The 20,073-nt window shown below is 33.3% G+C and carries 13 protein-coding genes and 1 tRNA gene; 5 read left to right on the forward strand and 9 right to left on the reverse strand.

The genetic code is table 11. The annotated features are described in order from the left end of the window. Positions 1–21: 21 nt before the first annotated feature. From QHG34_RS13095 to QHG34_RS13105, 3 genes are all read right to left on the reverse strand, one after another. Positions 22–2,181 (reverse strand): SurA N-terminal domain-containing protein, encoded by a 2,160-nt coding sequence (locus QHG34_RS13095; RefSeq protein WP_282630663.1) that lies wholly within the window; start codon positions 2,179–2,181, stop codon positions 22–24. Positions 2,182–2,294: 113 nt separating this feature from the next. Then, positions 2,295–2,855 (reverse strand): LPS export ABC transporter periplasmic protein LptC, encoded by a 561-nt coding sequence (gene lptC / locus QHG34_RS13100; RefSeq protein WP_282630664.1) that lies wholly within the window; start codon positions 2,853–2,855, stop codon positions 2,295–2,297. 39 nt (positions 2,856–2,894) lie between these two features. Further along, on the reverse strand, positions 2,895–4,178 hold the full coding sequence (locus QHG34_RS13105; protein ID WP_282630665.1) for an OmpP1/FadL family transporter: 1,284 nt from the start codon (positions 4,176–4,178) through the stop codon (positions 2,895–2,897). 246 nt (positions 4,179–4,424) lie between these two features. On the opposite strand from QHG34_RS13105, the gene QHG34_RS13110 reads away from it, so the two are divergent. Then, a tRNA-Phe gene (locus QHG34_RS13110) sits at positions 4,425–4,497 on the forward strand. A 131-nt stretch (positions 4,498–4,628) separates the two neighbouring features. On the opposite strand, the gene QHG34_RS13115 is transcribed toward QHG34_RS13110, so the two are convergent. Continuing rightward, positions 4,629–6,896, reverse strand: a complete 2,268-nt coding sequence (locus tag QHG34_RS13115) for an aconitate hydratase (protein ID WP_282630666.1) — start codon at positions 6,894–6,896, stop codon at positions 4,629–4,631. A 471-nt stretch (positions 6,897–7,367) separates the two neighbouring features. Here QHG34_RS13115 and QHG34_RS13120 point away from each other — a divergent pair, with 471 nt between their 5' ends. Beyond that, positions 7,368–8,327: a hypothetical protein gene (locus tag QHG34_RS13120; protein WP_282630667.1), complete on the forward strand. Its 960-nt coding sequence runs from the start codon at positions 7,368–7,370 to the stop codon at positions 8,325–8,327. Between the two features lie 86 nt (positions 8,328–8,413). Here QHG34_RS13120 and QHG34_RS13125 read toward each other — a convergent pair whose 3' ends face one another. Then, complete coding sequence (locus QHG34_RS13125) at positions 8,414–11,176, reverse strand: bifunctional aconitate hydratase 2/2-methylisocitrate dehydratase (protein ID WP_282630668.1); 2,763 nt, start codon at positions 11,174–11,176, stop codon at positions 8,414–8,416. A gap of 560 nt (positions 11,177–11,736) precedes the next feature. Between QHG34_RS13125 and argH the strand changes: the two genes are divergently transcribed. Together argH and QHG34_RS13135 are read left to right on the forward strand one after the other, a co-directional pair. Continuing rightward, complete coding sequence (argH, locus tag QHG34_RS13130; RefSeq protein ID WP_282630669.1) at positions 11,737–13,038, forward strand: argininosuccinate lyase; 1,302 nt, start codon at positions 11,737–11,739, stop codon at positions 13,036–13,038. A 239-nt stretch (positions 13,039–13,277) separates the two neighbouring features. Continuing rightward, complete coding sequence (locus tag QHG34_RS13135) at positions 13,278–13,496, forward strand: hypothetical protein (protein ID WP_282630670.1); 219 nt, start codon at positions 13,278–13,280, stop codon at positions 13,494–13,496. Between the two features lie 64 nt (positions 13,497–13,560). On the opposite strand, the gene QHG34_RS13140 is transcribed toward QHG34_RS13135, so the two are convergent. Genes QHG34_RS13140 through QHG34_RS13150 form a run of 3 tightly spaced genes read right to left on the reverse strand, consistent with a single transcriptional unit; the run spans position 13,561 to position 17,303 of the window. Continuing rightward, positions 13,561–14,154, reverse strand: a complete 594-nt coding sequence (locus QHG34_RS13140) for a hypothetical protein (protein WP_282630671.1) — start codon at positions 14,152–14,154, stop codon at positions 13,561–13,563. Between the two features lie 42 nt (positions 14,155–14,196). Next, a complete protein-coding gene (locus QHG34_RS13145; protein WP_282630672.1) occupies positions 14,197–16,062 on the reverse strand; it encodes a lysophospholipid acyltransferase family protein in 1,866 nt (621 codons plus the stop codon). Continuing rightward, positions 16,062–17,303: an aspartate kinase gene (locus tag QHG34_RS13150; RefSeq protein WP_282630673.1), complete on the reverse strand. Its 1,242-nt coding sequence runs from the start codon at positions 17,301–17,303 to the stop codon at positions 16,062–16,064. The genes QHG34_RS13145 and QHG34_RS13150 overlap by 1 nt, the downstream gene beginning before the upstream one ends. Positions 17,304–17,493: 190 nt before the next feature. Between QHG34_RS13150 and fbp the strand changes: the two genes are divergently transcribed. Then, positions 17,494–18,510: a class 1 fructose-bisphosphatase gene (fbp, locus tag QHG34_RS13155; RefSeq protein ID WP_282630674.1), complete on the forward strand. Its 1,017-nt coding sequence runs from the start codon at positions 17,494–17,496 to the stop codon at positions 18,508–18,510. A gap of 72 nt (positions 18,511–18,582) precedes the next feature. Here fbp and QHG34_RS13160 read toward each other — a convergent pair whose 3' ends face one another. Continuing rightward, positions 18,583–20,070, reverse strand: coding sequence for an SGNH/GDSL hydrolase family protein (locus QHG34_RS13160; protein WP_282630675.1), 1,488 nt, complete (start codon positions 20,068–20,070; stop codon positions 18,583–18,585). Between the last annotated feature and the right edge of the window lie 3 nt (positions 20,071–20,073).

Below are 20,073 nucleotides of genomic sequence, written 5' to 3' on the forward strand. Positions count from 1 at the left end.
TTATAAGAAATTTTTTGAATCTTAACGTAAAGCTCTATCGCGGTTATCAACCACATCAGCAGCTTGAATCAATGATTGTAACAATGTTTGTTGGAAACGTCCTTGTAATTGACGGTTTAAATTATCCAAAATCATTGAACCTTTTTGATTCTTTTGAATTTGTTGGTTTGAAGGAATAATATAGAAAACTCCAGTGTTACCAGCAATTGCTTTAGAAGATTGATTTGGTTTTACACCAAACGCAGCTCCAACAACTTTAGGTTCTAAACCAACTCCATTAATATTAGAGTTAGAGAAGTTAACTGTAGCATTTCCTTTTTTCGCTCCAAATTTAGAAGCAAAAGCATTTAATCCTCCATTTGCAACTTGCTCATCTACCAATTTAGCAACTTTTTCGTGCATCAAAACAGGCTCTACATATTTACGCACAACACTTGGATGAGCTAAACCTTTGTCAAATTTTTCAACTAAATGAACAACGATGTAATCTCCTGTTGTAGATGTAAATAAGTTAGATGCTCCTGCATCAGTATTTTTATCAAAAGCCCATTTTAAGATATCTGCATCTTGATCATTAGGAATATCTTGTCCAATTGCAGCGTAACGCTCGATACCTTCTGTTGTATTATTTTGATAGTTTCCTTTTTTCGCAATTGCTTGGAACTCTTTCAACGATTTTTTCTCAACAGCTTGTACATACGTTCTGGCATTTGTAAATGCTTTTTCTGTTGTTGCTTTAGAAGGCTCAATTGTTTTCACAATATTAGCTACTTGATAAGCTGTTTTATTCTTCGCTTCATCAACTTTGATGATATGGAATCCGAATTGAGATTCTACTAAATCAATTGTTCCAACTGGTTTAGAGAAAATAAATCCGTTATACGTTTGATCTAATTGATTGTTTTTGCCAACCCATCCGATACTTCCTTTCTGAACAGCAGAAGATTTGTCATCAGATTTTGTTGAAGCAACTTCTCCAAAAGAAGCAGGATTTGCTTTAACTTCTGCTAAAACTTGCTCAGCTAATTTTTTAGCTTCTTCTTTTGTACGTTTCACTCCATTTCCTGCTGCACTTCCTGTGAAAGCGATTAAGATATGGCTTGATTTTACTGAATCTTTTACTTCTTTCGATTTAGAAAGTTTGTATAATTGATAAGTATTTCCAATTTTGAATGGTCCACCAATTTGTCCTACTGCAGCAGATTTTAAGAAAGCTGTTGCTTCTGGTCCTAACTGCGCTTGCTCTAATTCAGCTTTTGTAAAATAGTTAGGAATAAATGGTTTCTCAGAGTTTTGTGTAACGTAAGCAGAATCGTTTTTAGCAGATCCAAAAGCTTGAATTGTATCTGTAACGTTGTTTACTTTATCATGATTAATCTGAGTTGATAAATACTTGTTGATATTTGCTAAAGCAACTGTATTATCAGCTGCAGAAGCTCCTGCAGGGAAGTATGTATAGCTTAATTTCACTAAACCTTCTGCTTTAAACAATTTTGGATATTTTGCTTCGTAAGCAGAAATCTCCTCATCAGTTACTTTTACATTTAGCTTTTTAGCTAACGTTGTATAATCTACAAATGCATACTGTATGTTTGCATTAGAGATATTATACGCTTGTTGTATATCTGCTTCTTTGTTTGTAACAACCGTACCAGCCATTACATAACCAAAGTATTTCTGAGATAATAATTGTAATTTTATTTGCTCTGCAGTTTGTAACCAACCTCTATATTGCTCGTTTGCTTGTTGATCTGTAGATGCTTTTGCTTCTAATTGCGCAATTTGTTGTTGAGCTTCTGCTCCAGAACTCATTCCGAAATTTTGCGCTGCATAATTCCAAAACTCTTCATCAGAAACTCTTAAACCTAATTTCTCAGCATGTTGTTTCAATACTTTTTGACTAATTAAGCTGTTCCAAGTTTGTTGAGCAATTTGATTTGGAGTTGCAGGTTGACCTTGATTTTCAAACATATTTTGCGTTGCATCATATGCACTTTGGTACTCTGCTATACCAATTGGTTCTCCGTTTACTGTACCAACTACAGACGGATCTCCTGTAAATAATTGTTTAATTCTTGAGTTTTCTCCGAATAAATCTCCTGCAACAAACGCAAGCATTGCAATACCGATTACAACGAAGATCAGCCAAGTTTTTTTACGAATTTCTCCTAAAACTGCCATTGTTTTATTTTAAAGTTATTTCTATAATAGGTGGCGAAAATACGACAATACATTGAATAATAAAATAGAAGAAAGCACAAGTATATGCTTTTTTGTTAATTTTTTTAACGAGGTTAGAATTTCTGATTATCCTTTACATACATATACCCTTGATTATTGAATAATGTATAATTTTCTAAATCATCTGTGGCTTGTAAACCATTCTTCGCAGTTAAGGAATCTCCATTACTACTAATTAAGTAAACTTCTTTCGATGTATAAATTGTTTTCTTCTTTTTATTCCAAAATATATGTTCGCTTTTCAACGAATCACCTTTCTCATTGACGATTATTACGTTTCCTCTTCCCTCGTACATTCCAGTCACATCACTCAATTTTCCCCAATCTGCCTGAAAGTAACCTGGTTTTTCTTTACCTGGTTGGTAAAAATCTAGGTTAACACCTTTTCTGAAAATGGTATATGGAGAATCGACCAATGTATATTCTTCGATCAAAGGAGATCGAATATTCATTGAAATTTTACCCGAATCTTTGCTGATAATATTTGCATTGATTAGTGTTCTACTCGGAAATTCAACTTTTTTATTCTTATTAAGTTGCGGAACCTCTCGTTTACACGAAAAAAGCAAAACAAAAATGCCTATTATAGTGTATATAATATTTGATTTTAACATTTTTATTTGCTTTTTACTTTTTGTTTGACATATCTAAAATTAGTCAATAACTCTTTTTCTGAACCAAATATCATTGATATCAAATCCTACTTTAACACCAAAATAATTCTCTTTGATCAGATTATTCGTCACTTTACCTTTTTGACCATATTCTAACGAAACATTCATCATCGAAGCATCATTGTCTTTACCAATCGGTAATCCAAATCCTAAACTTGCTCCAAATGAGTTGATGTCTGTATTGTAAACTTTGTATTGTGGTGTTTGGTAATAAACTCCTGCACGATAAATTACACGATTAAAATAGCTTTTGTAACTATTAAAATCTGGTACCCAATATCCTCCTACACCAAGACGTAAATTATTTTTGTACGAAATATTATGTGCCATTGCTAGATTTTCACCTTCAATAGGTTTCTTAAAATCAGACCAAGTATTGTATTTTGCTTCAAAAGCAATAGACCAAGCATTATCTTTAGAATAAGAAGCTCCTAAAGCAAATGTTTGTGGTAATTTTGTTTTACCATTATCAATTCTAACTAAAGAAATTGTATCTAAAGAAGCTTTTGTAGAACCGATGTACGAATAAGATGTTGTAAGATCTGTAACATCTGTTCTCAACTTAGTTCCTAATGTATAAGTTGCTCCAATATTTAAATTATTATTTTTACCAACCTTTTGAGTATACATTGACCCTAATGTAAACTGAGCTCCTCTGTAATTAGATTTATCACTATAATCAACTGCTAAACTTGATCCTTCTATAGCTAAAACTTCATTACGCGTCATTTCTCCAAATAAGTAATTAACACGTAAACCTAACGAGAATCCTTTCCCTACATTTCGTCCATAAAAAGCATGAATACTATTTAATCCACCATCTCCTTTAAGATTTACAGATTGTTTAATATCTCCATTTGTTGAAGAATTTAAAATTTCGTAACCTAAACCAGAATAAGGCTGAAATCCAAGTCCAAAACTTCCTTTTTCGCCAACCGGAAATGCTAACGAAATATTAGACACGTTGAAACGTCCTGTACTCGCCTTATCAGTTGAAGATTTAAAACTATGGTTAAATCCGCTTCCACTTGCATTAAACGTAGTCATACGTAAATTTTGATTGGCTGCTGGATTTGAGAAATTAGCACTTTGACCAAAAGGGTTTGTCGGAACTGTCGAAATACCGCCCATACCCGCTTGTTCGGTACTATTATCAAATAATTGTTCACCTAAACCATAAGCTGAATAGGGTGATACTGAAACTTTCTGAGCTTTTACTGCTACCACACTTAAGAGTGATAAACTACAAATAATCCACTTCATTAGGAATGTATAATAGAATTCTAAGACGCAAATATGATGATTTGTTGCGAATTGTAAAAATTACAACGCAAAAATGAGCTGTTAATTATCTATTAAAATATTAAAAACGTACTATTTTGGCAATTTTAAACTTTTTTAAAATTTATTTTTCAGTAAATGAGCAAGATAGCATTATCGTTTAAAAAATCTTTTATAAAATGTTTGGTAGAACGGATTTTCGCTCTATATTTGCATCACAATTAAGGCGGTGCCTTAGCTCAGTTGGTAGAGCAAAGGACTGAAAATCCTTGTGTCCCTGGTTCGATTCCTGGAGGCACCACTGCTTAAAACCTCAATCGTTTGATTGAGGTTTTTTTGTTTATTATTTCAAATATTATTACCATTTAATATTTCTTCAATAAAAAAACCGATGTATTTCTACATCGGCTTTTATTTTTATAATCAATTTAATTATTTCGCTTGTTGCGCTTTAATTAAGTTTAAAGCAGAACCTGCTTTGAACCATTCAATTTGTTGCGCATTGTATGTATGATTTGCGACAACTAGGTCTTTAGATCCATCTGCATGTACAAATTCTAATGTCAACGGTTTTTCTGGAGCAAACACTGTTAAGTCAATAAAGTTGATTGTATCATCTTCTTGTACTTTATCGTAATCCGCTTTGTCTGCAAATGTTAACGCTAACATTCCTTGTTTCTTCAAGTTAGTTTCATGAATACGTGCAAAAGAACGCACTAAAACAGCTACAGATCCTAAATGACGAGGTTGCATTGCCGCATGCTCACGAGAAGAACCTTCTCCGTAATTTTCGTCACCAACAATCACAGAAGGTACACCCGCAGCTTTATAAGCACGTGCAGTATCTGGAACTGGTCCATATTCTCCTGTTAATTGATTTTTGACTGAATTTGTTTCTTGATTAAAAGCATTTACAGCTCCAATCAATGTATTGTTTGAAATATTATCTAAATGCCCACGGAAACGTAACCAAGGACCAGCCATAGAAATATGATCCGTTGTACATTTCCCGAAAGCTTTGATTAATAATTTAGCTCCCATGATGTTTTCACCATTCCAAGGCTTGAAACCTTCTAACAATTGTAAACGCTCAGAATTTGGATTAACAACAACCTCTACATTTGATCCGTCTTCAACAGGTGCTTGATATCCATTATCTTCGTACGCATAACCTTTACTTGGTAATTCTTCACCTTTAGGCGCATCTAACATTACTTCTTCTCCAAATTTGTTGATTAATTTATCCGTCATTGGATTAAAATCTAAACGTCCAGAGATTGCAATCGCCGCAACCATTTCTGGTGACGTTACGAAAGCATATGTATTTGGGTTACCATCCGCACGTTTCTTGAAGTTACGGTTGAATGAGTGAACGATTGTATTTTTTTCTTCTTTATCAGCACCTTCACGATCCCATTGACCAATACAAGGTCCACAAGCATTTGTAAAGATAACAGCGTCTAAATCTTCGAAAGTTCTTAATAATCCGTCACGATCTGCTGTATAACGAACAACCTCAGAACCTGGATTAATACCGAAAGATGATTTCGCTTCTAAACCTTTGTCTAAGGCTTGTTGAGCAATAGAAGCTGCACGTGTTAAATCTTCGTAAGACGAGTTTGTACAAGAACCAATTAATCCCCATTCAACATCTAAAGGCCAACCATTAGCAGCAGCTGTTTCTTTCATTTTAGAAACTGGTGTCATTAAATCTGGCGTAAAAGGACCATTCATGCGTGGCTCTAATTCTGATAAATTAATTTCGATTAATTGATCATAAAAGTTTTCTGGATTTGCATAAACTTCATCATCCGAACGTAAATAAGCTCTGTGTCCATTTGCAGCGTCCGCTACATCATTACGATCAGTTGCTCTTAAATATCTTTCTGATGCATCATCATAAGCAAAGATTGAAGTTGTAGCACCTATTTCTGCTCCCATGTTACAGATCGTTCCTTTACCTGTTGCAGATAAAGACTCAGCTCCTTCTCCAAAATATTCTACAATTGCTCCTGTTCCTCCTTTTACAGTTAAACGACCAGCAACTTCTAAAATAACGTCTTTCGGAGAAGCCCAACCAGACAATTTACCAGTTAATTTAACTCCAATTAATTTTGGCATTTTTAATTCCCAAGCCATTCCTGACATTACATCAACAGCATCTGCACCACCAACTCCAATTGCTACCATTCCTAATCCTCCAGCATTTGGTGTGTGAGAATCGGTACCAATCATCATTCCTCCTGGGAATGCGTAGTTTTCTAAAACTACTTGGTGAATAATTCCTGCACCTGGTTTCCAGAATCCAATACCATATTTATTAGAAACTGATTCTAAGAAATTAAATACTTCAGAAGATTTATTGATTGCTTCTTGTAAATCTGCTTTAGCACCTACTTTAGCCTGAATCAAGTGATCACAATGCACAGTAGAAGGTACTGCTGTTTTTGCTTTACCAGCTTGCATAAATTGCAATAAAGCCATTTGAGCCGTTGCATCTTGCATTGCTACACGATCTGGAGCAAAATCTACATAAGATTCTCCGCGTGTATATGCTTGTGTTGGTTGCCCAGCAAATAAGTGTGCATATAAAATTTTCTCTGAGTACGTTAAAGGACGACCTACGATAGTTTTCGCAGCATCTACACGTTCTTGCATTCTAGCATAAACGCCTTTAATCATATTTATATCAAATGCCATAATAACTGTTTTTATTTAATTGTTTATTCATCAAAAAACATTCCCCAATATACTGAATTATTTAATATTTTATGTGTCTAAATGGTTAATACGCTTATTTAAAACAATTCTAACTTATTTATTTACAATAAACTATAATTATCAAAATAAAAACTAAACCATCATTATTTTAAAAATAACAGAGACAACAATAAAACATCAAAAATCTGTAGTCATTTCGTAGATACTTCTCAAAAATAGAGTAGTGATTTTGTAGTAAGACAATATTTTGAAAGGCTAAAATTTTCGAAGAAATTTGACTTATCAACCTAAAAATAATAGACATGATAATATTCGGAATACATTCAGGAAAATTAGAATCCCTAGAAATATGCAATTATGATTATTGTAAAGCAGATTCTAGCGCTTGTGGACACTATGAACAAATTCTATTAATCGATGAATTGTCTGAAAATTAAAAACACAAAAGATATGCAAGCAAAAGATTATATACCATTAATTGGGTTAAAAAATACGGATCCCGAACTTCTTGCTTTTTTTGAGGAGCATAATTTAGGGAAACCACCCAAAACGCTAAATGCCAATCAGGGAACAAAAGGCATGAAAGGTCTGCCCAAAGAAATTAGCTTTAGGTTTGGATTTGATATTAAGAACGACGCTTTTTATCCGCCCATAAGTCCCAAAAATGATAATTACAATTTTGAAGCTTATGTTGAAAATATTGCTATTTATGGAAATAGCATCAAAAAATTGGGGCTTTCTCCTGATTTTTGGGAAGGGCTAATTCAACCAAATGCTACTTATGAAGAATTTAAAAATTACTTTTCCGTAGATGATGGCGCAACATTTGGTGTAAAAAGTTTAACGGATTTATGTATTATTAATGGTTGGTTTAACGATGCGAAAAATGAAATTTCAGCACTCAAACTCTCTATTAAAACCGATTGGGAACTGATGTCTTATATAGATTTTGCAAAGGATAATGAGCATAACAGCTTGAAACACGCCGATGCTTTAATCGTAAAATGGTTGTTTGATATGAAGTTTTTTAATCTTCAAGAAAGCGTTTATCATGAAAATCTGAGTTATCAATTGGAAGATATTTTGGATTTTACCAAAAAACATCTGAAGAATCATGTTTGGATTTCTCAACTCAATCAAGAGCGTAGCTTGGGCGTTTTTATCAGCAATTTGATGAAGAACACTTCTTACAAAACGAAAAATGAGGAATCAGTCACTCTTTTCTTTGACGATCAATACATCAAAGCTTCGGGACAATGGCAAAAATATGAAGAAGAAAAAGAAAAAGGAGATTACAAAAAGTTGGGAGAGTTTGAAAAAGGTCTGTTGCTAACAGATGTTCAGAGTAAAAGTCTGTTAGAGGATGTTACCCAGCAATACAAAGATTTTTTGAATAATAAAAAGGTTTAGAAAGAAGTATATTTTTCTTTGTATTCAACAAAAAAAGACTGCCCAAATTGAGCAGTCTTTTTGTATTTCTAAATTTCTACGAACAATTAGTTCATCGAAATTGGTTTAAACTTTGTTAAGTTGATACCTTCTACAGCAGCTTTGTACTCTTCGATTGAAGGAATACGTCCTAAAATCGCTGATAAAACTACTACTGGAGTAGATGCTAATAAAGATTCACCTTTTTTACCATCACGATCCTCAACCACACGACCTTGGAAAAGACGTGTAGATGTCGCCATTACCGTATCCCCTTTTGCAGCTTTCTCTTGGTTCCCCATACATAAGTTACAACCAGGACGCTCTAAGTACATAATGTTTTCGTATTCTGTACGAGCAGTAGATTTTGGCAATAAGTCACTAAACTCAAATCCTGAATATTTTTGTAACATTTCCCAATCACCTTCTGCTTTCAATTCGTCGATGATGTTGTAAGTAGGCGCAGCAACAACTAAAGGAGCTTTGAATTCAACTTTACCGTTCGCTTTTTCTACGTTACGTAACATTTGAGAAACGATTTTTAAATCATCTTTGTGTACCATACAAGAACCTACGAAACCTAAATCTACGTGTTTATCACCACCGTAGTAAGTTAAATCACGGATTGTATCGTGTGTATAACGTTTAGAAACATCAGCATTATTTACGTCTGGATCGGCAATCATTGGCTCTTCGATAATATCTAAGTCAATCACTACTTCCGCGTAATATTTAGCATTCGCATCAGGCGTTAAAGCAGGTTTAGCACCTGAACGAATTTCTTCGATACGGTTGTTTGCTTTGTCAATTAATCCTTGTAACACTTGGTTTTTGTTGTCCATTCCTTTCTCGATCATGATTTGAATACGAGATTTCGCAATTTCTAACGATTGGATTAATGTTTCGTCTTGTGAAATACAGATCGATGCTTTCGCTTTCATTTCTGCAGTCCAGTCCGTAAATGTAAAGGCTTGATCAGCTAATAATGTACCGATATGAACTTCGATAATACGACCTTGGAATACGTTTTCACCATCAAATTGTTTCAACATTTGAGATTGCGTAGCATGAACCACATCACGGAAATCCATATGTTGTTTCATTTCTCCTTTGAACGTTACTTTTACAGATTCTGGAATTGGCATAGACGCTTCACCAGTTGCCAAAGCTAAAGCTACAGTTCCTGAATCAGCACCGAAAGCAACCCCTTTAGACATACGTGTATGTGAGTCACCACCGATAATGATCGCCCATTCATCGATTGTAATATCGTTTAATACTTTGTGGATAACGTCAGTCATTGAATGATATTCACCTTTAGGGTCACGTGCTGTAATTACACCGAAATCATTCATGAATTTCATTAATTTAGGAATGTTAGCTTGCGCTTTTTTGTCCCAAACTGAAGCTGTGTGACATCCTGATTGGTAAGCACCATCAACAATTGGAGAAATAACTGTAGCAGCCATAGACTCTAATTCTTGAGCAGTCATCAAACCTGTTGTATCTTGCGAACCAACGATATTTACTTTTACACGAACATCTGAACCTGCGTGTAAAGTTTTTCCTGGCGTTACACCAACCGCGTTTTTGTTGAAGATTTTTTCAACAGCAGTCAAACCTTGACCATCTTTAGAAATCTCTTTTGCTGGAGCAAAAACAATTGGCGCTTCAACACCTAAAGTTTGAGCCGCAAAAGTTTGGATTTTTTTACCAAAAACGATCGCATAAGAACCTCCCGCTTTGATAAATTCTAATTTTTGAGGTGTAAAAGATTTCGAAATATCTTTTAATTCAACGTCACCGTTGTATAATTTTTTAGTGTTTGTATTAATTGTTAATACAGTTCCTGTTGCTACAGAATAAACCTCTTCTAAAACTGGATCACCCGCTTCATTACGAACTACGTTTCCTTCTGCGTCAACTTGTTTTTTCCAGTTTTGTAAATCAATTCCGATACCTCCAGTTACATCAACTGTAGTTAAGAAAATTGGAGAAATTCCGTTTGTTCCTGCAACAATTGGCGCGATGTTAACGAAAGGAATGTATGGAGAAGCTTGTTTTCCTGTCCATAAAGCCACGTTATTTACACCTGACATACGAGAAGAACCAACTCCCATTGTACCTTTTTCAGCGATTAACATCACAGAAGCATTTGGATGTTGCGCTTGTAATGCACGAATTTCATCTTGAGCAGCTGGCGTAATCATACATTGACCGTGCAATTCTCTATCCGAACGAGAGTGCGCTTGGTTACCTGGCGACAATAAATCCGTAGAAATATCACCTTCAGCAGCAATGTAAGTCACGACTTTAATTTCTTCTGCAACTGCTGGTAATTCTGTAAAGAATTCTGCTTTTGCATAACTTTCTAAAATGTCTTTTGCAATTGCATTTCCTGCGTTGTAAGCATCTGCCAAACGTGCTGTATCTGCATCGTATAAGAAAACTTGTGTTTTAAGAACTGCTGCCGCTTGCTTTGCAATTGCTTCGTCATTTCCTAAAGCTAAATCTAAAAGAACCTCAATTGATGGCCCACCTTTCATGTGAGATAACAATTCGAACGCATAAGTTGGTGTAATTTCAGCAACTGTAGCTTCTCCTAAAATAATCTCTTTCAAAAATTTTGCTTTTACACCTGCAGCAGGCGTTGTACCTGGCAAAGTGTTATAGATAAAAAAGTTAACAGAATCCGCACGGTATTCATTGTTAACGTCTTTAATTTGTGAAATTACTTCACTTAGTAATTCTGCACCATCAATTGGTTTTGGATGTAATCCAAGACCTTTTCTTTCTTCAATTTCGTTGATGTAATCCTTGTAAAGGCTCATAATTCTCTAATCTTTTTAATTTTACAAATCATTTAATGCTTCAACAAGCATCATATAAACTTGTAAATCACTACAATAACACTTTATTTATTTTTTCAAAAGACTTTTCACCTTCGAACAACCAAATCAAGTTCTCATTATTGAGTTTGTTAATTTTTTATTTTGTAGACAAAAATACGTTTATACTAAGAATTTTTCATCAAAGAATGATATATTTTAGTTATAATATAATAATTTAGACTAATTACAAAGGAGTATTAAATTTCACTTTTACAAGTATTTAACCCTAAAAAAATTCAACTTAAAAAATTATAGATAGTCAAAATATGAAGTTGATAATTTTTGGCATAGTTTTTTACGAAATTGAATTGAACTACATTTTTTAACATTTACTTCTTCATCTATTTTTGAATCAAAAAATATATAATCTACACTTATTTATTGAGTAAGTAAAAAATTACCTCTGAATAAATATTAAATAATCTTTATAATTATACATATTTAATGTAAAATTATACAAGTTTTTACTAACTTTGCGCCCTTAATTCATTATTATAATTATGAAACTTTGGGATAAAGGTTTTACCATTAATGATAAAATCGAAAAATTTACTGTTGGAAAAGACAGAGAATTAGATGCTCATCTAGCTAAATATGATGCAATTGCATCAAAAGCGCAAGCAAATATGCTAGCAAAAACAGGCTTGATTACCAATGAGGAAAATGATGCATTGCAAATTGCTTTAGATGAAATTTTGGTTTTAATTGGAGAAAACAACTTTGAAGTTGGAGATGATTTCGAAGATATTCACTCTAAAATAGAAGCCTATTTAATTGAAAAAACAGGTGATGCTGGTAAAAAAATCCACGTTGCACGTTCTCGTAATGATCAAGTTTTAGTTGCAATTCAGTTATTCGAAAAAGAATACATTAAACATACAACAGAAAAAATCATCAATCTGATTGATATTTTTCTACAAAAAGCAGACGAACTAAAAAACAATTTGTTACCTGGTTATACGCATTTTCAGGCAGCGATGCCAAGTAGTTTCGGAATGTGGTTTTCTGCTTACGCTGAAAGTTTATTAACAGATTTATACTTTTTTGAAGCAGCTTACAAAATTGCTGATCAAAACCCTTTAGGCTCTGGCGCAGGTTTCGGAACTAGTTTTCCGATTGATCGTTTGCAAACAACGCAGGAAATGGGATTCTCAGAAATACTGGTTTCTTCTGTTGGCGCACAAATGTTACGTGGGAAGACAGAAAAATCTGTAGCGACAGCTTTGGCAATGATTTGCGGAACGCTGTCTAAAATGTCATACGATTTAGTTTTGTATAATTCGCAAGATTTAGCTTTTGTAAAATTACCAAACGAGATGACAACTGGTTCATCAATTATGCCTCATAAGAAAAATCCTGATGTTTTTGAGTTAACGCGTGCGCATTGCAATAGAATTCAGGCTTTGCCAAATGATATTATGATGACGATTAATAATCTTCCGAGTGGATATCACCGTGATTATCAAATTTTGAAAGAAATATTATTTGAACCAATGATGCAATTTGATAATATTATAGATATTTTGACTTTTGCAATTCCTCAACTTCAAATAAAAGATGATTATATCAATCAAGAAAAATATGATCCAATTTATACTGTAGAAAACATCAATGAAGCAATCAAAAACGGAACACCTTTCCGTGATGCTTATCGCGAAGTTGGACTTTCTGTAGAAAACGGAACCTATGTACCACATAAGGAATTCCAGACTTCTCATATCGGAAGTATTCATAATCTACGTTTAGATTTGATTCAAAATAAAATTGAAAAGTTTAAACTTGAAGCACAAGTTTTAAAATAAATAAACATTTTTATAACTAGAAAAAATCCTTAACTCTTCATGTTTTAAGGATTTTTTCATGACTATAAATTTTAGAATTTCGGAAAATATTAACGGATATATAATTGTATATCTGAGTTTTGTAAAATAAATATTGATTTACAAAATAAATACAATTATTTTTTATTTAATCAAGTCAAAATCGTATTAAATTTGCTTTATCAAATAACATATTTGTTTAATCGATTAAAATTAAAAAAATGAAAAAATTTTTCGCAGTAGTTGCAGTAGCAGCTTTATCATTAGGAGCAGTATCTTGTGGAGAGAAAACTGAAGAAGCACCAGTAGAAGAAGCACCAGCTACAGATTCTGCTACAGCAGTAGTTGATTCTGCAGTAGTTGATTCTACAGCAGCTCCAGTAGCTGATTCAGCAGCAGTAGCAGCTCCAGCAGCTGATTCTACAGCAGTTGCTAAATAATTAATAGCGAAGCTAAAATATAAATGCGCTCAACTAAGTTGAGCGCATTTTTTTATTCTAATATTTACGAATCTATATACAGAATGACACTCACAACTCCTTTACTATCTTTATAAACTTCAATATCAGTTAAGTATAAATCGATCAAATCATGTCCCCAAATGCCGTATTTACCATTGGTTTCATTTCGATTAGATAAACCTTCGCGACTGTTCATTGGAATTGTTTTTGTAGCCGCCGACTCCTCTTCTTCCTTATAAATTTGTTTATACTTTTCTTGAATAGCTAAAATCAACTCACGGCGCGTAAAACCTTTTTCACTTACGAGTTCAAAACTTGCAGGTTTTTTCATTGGATAATCAATTATTAATTGAACTTTCTTATCATTCAAAACCACCTCATCAACAGAAATTACTTGATCTAAATATTGTTGAGCTTTTTCAATTGAAATCCCAGCTATTGCATCAATTCCAACTTCACTTCCATCTTCAGAAGTTGGATAACTTAGGATAGGAATAGTAGAAATAGGAGTTCCATAATCTCTTAGATTAATATTTGAATCACTCTCTAAAGTAAAATCAATTGGAGCTTCAGATTTTTTAGGAATACAACTATTCAATAGCAACAAAGTAAAAAGTAACCGAAATGGAAAATTCATAGGAATAAGATTTAACATCAATTTACATAAAAAAAGGGAATCTTAAAGTAGATTCCCATCAAATTTTCCTGATTTTATTTTCCTATCCAACTCTGCCTGAATATCTTCAAGCACGGGACGCACAGTAGATTCTGGTATATCAGAAACACGAATATACATTAACCCATCTATTGCGTCATTAAATTTTGGATCGACATTAAATGCAATCACTTTAGCATTTTGCTTGATATATTTTTTGATCAAAACTGGTAAACGCAACATATTTGGTTCCAATTCGTCAATTAATTTGTCAAATTTGTTTAAATCTGCTTCAGACTCATCAAAAATAAACTCTTTGTCTTCTTCTCTAAGCTTTACTTTAAACTCATTTTTCGCACGTACATATTGCGCAACAGTAGAATCGTAATAATGAGATTTCATAAACTCAATCATCAACGATTTAGAGAAATCTGAGAATTTATTACTGATACTTACACCACCAATAATGAATTTTTGATTCGGATTACGTAACGTAATGTGTACAATTCCGCGCCAAAGCAAAAACAAAGGCATCGGCTTTTGTTGATATTCCGAAGTTACAAAAGCACGTCCCATCTCGATACATTTCTTGAAAAATGGATGAATTTCTGGATCAAAATTGAATAATTCGTGCACGTAAAATCCACTAATTCCGTACTTTTCATATACCTCAGAACCAATCGCCATACGATAAGCTCCTACAATTTTATTGGTATCCTTATCCCATAAAAACAAGTGATGATAGTGATTATCAAAACGATCTAAATCTATTTCATCATTTGTTCCTTCTCCGATTATTCGAAATGTAATTTCTCGCAAACGTCCTATTTCACGTAAAATATTAGGTATTTTTTCTGCGCGAGCAAAAAAGCACTCATAATTATTGTTTGTGAATAATAATGCATCTTCTTCTTTGTGTAAACCTTCAATATCAGATAAAAGTAAATCTAAAGCAGTTTCATCAACAATTGGTTTCACTTTTTTACTTGACGACGACAAACTTGGTAAAGTTGGCATCTTCAATTCAATATTCGAAGGGTTTTTAAGTACTTCTGTAAATCTTCTTTTCTTATTATAGTAAGAAGATAACATATAGGTTTTCTTTCTTAAAAAGTCGGAATAATCTGTTATAGAATCGTGCTCGTCTTGTTGTTTCTGTAAAATTGGTTTCCCAATACGAATTTGGATTGGACGAGTACGTTTTTTTACCATTTCTGATGGTAGCATTGCGGTTTGAAAATCTGGATGAATTTTTGAAATTCTATAAAACGCTTTGCTATTTCTTGCTCTAAAAAACATAGGAACCACTGGAACTTTTGCTTTTTTGATCAATTTCATTGCAGATTCTTGCCATTGGCGATCGGTAATTTTACCTTCATCGTCACGATAAGAAACCTCTCCTGCAGGAAAAATTCCTAAACATCCTCCGTTTTTAAGCAATTTCAATGCATCTCTCATTCCAGAAATGCTACTGTAAGCTTCTTTACGTGTTTCGAAAGGATTAACAGGAATAATCATTGGATCTAATGGTTTTATTTTTTGCAATAAAAAATTACCCATAATCTTGAAATCTGGACGAAGTTTTGACATCATATGCATCAAAATAATACCGTCCAAAGCTCCAAGTGGATGATTAGAAACAATAATAAATGGACCTTCTTTCGGAATCCTTTTAAGATCTTCTTCGTGTATCTCGTAATCTACACCCAAATCATCTATCAAGTAATCTAAAAAAGGAGCACACTCCAAGTGTTTACCACGCGTGTAGATATCGTTTAATTTATCTAATCGTGTGATTTTTTTGAACATCCATGCAATAGGCTTTCCTAAAAATCCTAATTTAGAAAGACCCGTAGCCGAATATATATCTTGTGTAGTAACTAAACTCATTAAGCTTTTACAACAATTTGTAATGTTTCGCGTACCGTTTGACGCAATAATTCTTTTTCGTTTGCGATTACTTTATCTGAGTCTGCATCGAAATGACGAATTGTGTACAATAATACATTATTATCTTCGTGCACTTTATATTCTTCATTCATATCAGAAACAAACTTTTCTAAGTTATCGTATTTATCCTCTAAACATAAAGATAGCGAAATTGCTGAATTTTGCATCAAATTTACTTTAATTTGATAATCATATAGTTTATTGAAAATTCCACTCAATTTATCTTCTGTAATAAAAGAAAAATCTTTACTTGATAATCTAACTAAATGTTGTTCTCTTTTTAAGATAAAACAAGGCACTTTAGGGTCTAAAGGCTGTCCTTTTGCCACTTCCGTTCCTGCTTCTGTTGGATTAATAAATGATTTTACAAAAAATGGAATCTCTTTTTGCTGTAAAGGTTGTAATGTTTTTGGGTGAATAACAGATGCACCATAATATGCTAACTCTATCGCTTCTTCGTAAGAAATATGATGTAATAATGTTGTATCACTAAAATAACGAGGGTCTGCATTCAGAACACCTGGTACGTCTTTCCAAATCGTCATGCTTTCGGCATTTAAACAATAAGCAAAAATTGCAGCAGAATAATCAGAACCTTCTCTACCTAAAGTTGTTGTAAAAAAGTTAGGATCAGAACCTAAGAAACCTTGCGTAATGTAAAATCCGTTTGAAGATAATTTAGAAATACTTTCTTCAGTTAACTTCCAATTTACTTTTCCTTCTCGGTAAGTATTATCTGTTTTGATATAATCGCGTACATCTAACCAATCATTTTTTACATTGATTGAATTAAGATACATACTAATAATTTTTGTCGAAATTAATTCACCACAACAAACAATTTGATCATATACATAACTATAATTTGGCGATTTATTACGTCTCAAGAATGAAACTATATCATCAAAAAACTGAGAAATTTCGCTCGAAACCTCAACTGGATTATCAAATAACTCTGTAGCTAAATCGATATGCTGAGCTTTAACTTCTTCAATAGTTTTCTCGAAATCATCGTTTTCAAAATAGCGTTTGACTACTTCTTCCAATGCATTTGTTGTCTTGCCCATAGCAGAAACAATCACACATGTATTATCGTAACCAACCGATTGCAGCAACTCTGCAACATTTCTAACACCGGCTGCATCTTTCACAGAGGCACCACCGAATTTGAAAACTTTCATTTCTATATAAACTTTTTGTAAAATATTAACTTGCAAATATAACCAAACTAAAAATTAAATATTGTTTGAAATGAATTAAATACAAAAATAAATTTCATGAATGATTTTCATGTATTTAGAACAATTTCAAACGTTTGAAATAATTGAAATCTCGGTTTTTTTTGCGATATTTGACCAGCAAAACATAATTATGAATACAAATTCTCATCAAACTCTTGGAGAGTTTATCATAGAAAATCAAGCAGATTTTATTTACTCTTCTGGAGAGTTATCTAGATTATTGAGTTCTATTAAATTAGCAACAAAAGTTGTTAACTACAAAGTAAACAAAGCAGGACTTGTAAATATCTTAGGCGAGTTCGGAAATGAAAATGTCCAAGGAGAAAAACAACAAAAATTAGATGTTTTCGCAAACGATACGTTCATCGAAACGTTGTCGCAACGCGAAGTTGTTTGTGGTATTGCTTCGGAAGAAAACGAAGATTTTATTGCAATTCAACCTTCAAAAAACTCAAAAAACAGTAAATATGTTGTATTGATTGATCCACTTGATGGTTCTTCAAATATCGACGTAAATGTTTCTGTTGGAACTATTTTTTCTATTTACCACCGTGTTACAGAACCAGGAACTCCGGTTACGAAAGAGGATTTCTTACAACCAGGTAATAAACAAGTTGCTGCGGGATATGTAATTTACGGAACTTCGACAATGTTAGTTTACACAACTGGAAATGGTGTTAATGGATTTACTTTAAATCCTGGTATCGGAACATTCTATTTATCTCACCCAAATATGTGTATTCCTGAAGATGGGAATATCTATTCGGTAAATGAAGGTAATTATGTAAAATTCCCTCAAGGAGTTAAGAATTACATCAAATACTGTCAGGCAGAAGAAGAAAATCGTCCTTATACATCTCGTTATATTGGATCTTTATGTTCAGATTTTCACAGAAATATGTTGAAAGGAGGAATTTATATTTATCCTTCTGGAACAAATAATCCGAACGGAAAATTACGTTTATTATACGAGTGTAATCCTATGGCTTTTATCGCTGAGCAAGCTGGAGGAAAAGCTTCTGATGGTTTTCAACGCATTATGGATATCGAACCAACAGAATTACATCAACGTATTCCTTTCTTCTGTGGATCTAAAAACATGGTAGAAAAAGCGGAAGAATTTATGCGTCGCGAAGAATTGAAATAATTATTCAAAATATTATTAAAACAAAAAATCCACTCAAATTGAGTGGATTTTTTTATAACGATTATCTAGCTATTAAGGAATTACGATTCCTGGATAATTACCTGGATATACATTTCTTAAGTTAGAATGATATTTCTTGTTAATTGCATCAATAAACATATTAGCAACAATCGCATAACCGTTTCCTGTTAAGTGAACACCATCTAAAGAGAAAGCTCCACCAGACACGAAAGTAGTTGTATAAGTTTGTCCATAATATTTGATACCAGATTTAGAACTTAACTTTTGCATTTCTGTAAAAGTATCTACTAATGCTAAGTTGTAAGCTGTTGCTAATTCTGCAATCGCAGTATTATATTTTGCAACTGCCGCTTCTGCTTTAGCTGTTTCTTTCTCTGTTAATACATATTTATCTTCTAAAGCAGTTTGTGTTCCACCTCCTTGTTTCAATAAACTTAAGGCTGTTAAAACAATTAAATCTTTAGATGTTGTTTGACGATAATTTGGTAAACCTAAAGCTGATAAGTTTTTCAAATCTTTATCTACGATTACCGCACCATTTATTGCAGAACCAGCTGTAAACTTGATTAAACGTTGTTGATACTCAGCATCAGTTAATAAACCTGCGGATTTTGCTTGCCCAAGTCCTGCGTTATACTTTCCATATGCTTGCGCAGACATTAATGCCGCAACTTGTGCATCAGACAATCCAGTAATTGGAGTTCCTGGAACAGTTGTAAAGTAAGGTATTGCAGTTACAGAAGGTATATTTGCAATAACTCCTTTTGCTCCTGTAGCAACTAATGCTTTCAATCCATCATTTATTGTCGATTTTACAATATTAACATTCGAAATATCGTTTGGTCCATATGTTCTAGGATCCAAATTTTTAGTTTCATTATGATCTACACCAACTCCCCCACTTGTAGCATATCCTAAAACATCATTATTCCCTATCCAATAAGAGAAAAATGTTGGTTTTTGTGCTACAGCTTGCTCTATAACTGATGTCGCTGCACTGTTAGAAAAACGTACAAAGTATGGATTTGCTGTTGCTGGTTCAGTTTTAAGACCTGCTGGATTACCATAACCTGGTGCTACTAAATGATAAGACTTAGCTCCTGGAACACCCATATTTTGGTATGGTCCTGCCGCTGCAACATTATCAAATACGCCACCTGGAGCACTTGGTACTGGAGTTAAAGCTCCACCTTCAATTTTTAAGTTTAATTTACCAAGATAAACAAGGTTACCGTTTTTATCTTTCAAATCAGAAAAACCTCCAATATCATTTGGTACATAAGGAATTTTAAATTCGCCTCCACCAGCAGCTTTCATTTGACCAGCCATGATATTAGGATAAGAATTTTCTTGTCCCGATTTGAACAATGCATTATCTCTATAACCAGAAGTTAACGAGTTACCTAAAGCAATATATTTTGAGAAATTTGCATCACCACTTGTGATTTGAATATCCTCTACAGGATGATCAAAATCTTGACTACAATTGAACATTGTAGCACCTAATGCAACTAAAACTAATTTATTTATATGTTTCATTTT

The sequence above is a fragment of the Empedobacter sedimenti genome, from assembly GCF_030005555.1.
GTDB classification, from domain to species: domain Bacteria; phylum Bacteroidota; class Bacteroidia; order Flavobacteriales; family Weeksellaceae; genus Empedobacter; species Empedobacter sedimenti.

Bases quoted from the DNA above. Each gene is read 5' to 3' on its own strand.
- QHG34_RS13095 (WP_282630663.1), bottom strand. From the start codon at position 2,181: ATGGCAGTTTTAGGAGAAATTCGTAAAAAAACTTGGCTGATCTTCGTT.
- lptC (WP_282630664.1), bottom strand. From the start codon at position 2,855: ATGTTAAAATCAAATATTATATACACTATAATAGGCATTTTTGTTTTG.
- QHG34_RS13105 (WP_282630665.1), bottom strand. From the start codon at position 4,178: ATGAAGTGGATTATTTGTAGTTTATCACTCTTAAGTGTGGTAGCAGTA.
- QHG34_RS13115 (WP_282630666.1), bottom strand. From the start codon at position 6,896: ATGGCATTTGATATAAATATGATTAAAGGCGTTTATGCTAGAATGCAA.
- QHG34_RS13120 (WP_282630667.1), top strand. From the start codon at position 7,368: ATGCAAGCAAAAGATTATATACCATTAATTGGGTTAAAAAATACGGAT.
- QHG34_RS13125 (WP_282630668.1), bottom strand. From the start codon at position 11,176: ATGAGCCTTTACAAGGATTACATCAACGAAATTGAAGAAAGAAAAGGT.
- argH (WP_282630669.1), top strand. From the start codon at position 11,737: ATGAAACTTTGGGATAAAGGTTTTACCATTAATGATAAAATCGAAAAA.
- QHG34_RS13135 (WP_282630670.1), top strand. From the start codon at position 13,278: ATGAAAAAATTTTTCGCAGTAGTTGCAGTAGCAGCTTTATCATTAGGA.
- QHG34_RS13140 (WP_282630671.1), bottom strand. From the start codon at position 14,154: ATGAATTTTCCATTTCGGTTACTTTTTACTTTGTTGCTATTGAATAGT.
- QHG34_RS13145 (WP_282630672.1), bottom strand. From the start codon at position 16,062: ATGAGTTTAGTTACTACACAAGATATATATTCGGCTACGGGTCTTTCT.
- QHG34_RS13150 (WP_282630673.1), bottom strand. From the start codon at position 17,303: ATGAAAGTTTTCAAATTCGGTGGTGCCTCTGTGAAAGATGCAGCCGGT.
- fbp (WP_282630674.1), top strand. From the start codon at position 17,494: ATGAATACAAATTCTCATCAAACTCTTGGAGAGTTTATCATAGAAAAT.
- QHG34_RS13160 (WP_282630675.1), bottom strand. From the start codon at position 20,070: ATGAAACATATAAATAAATTAGTTTTAGTTGCATTAGGTGCTACAATG.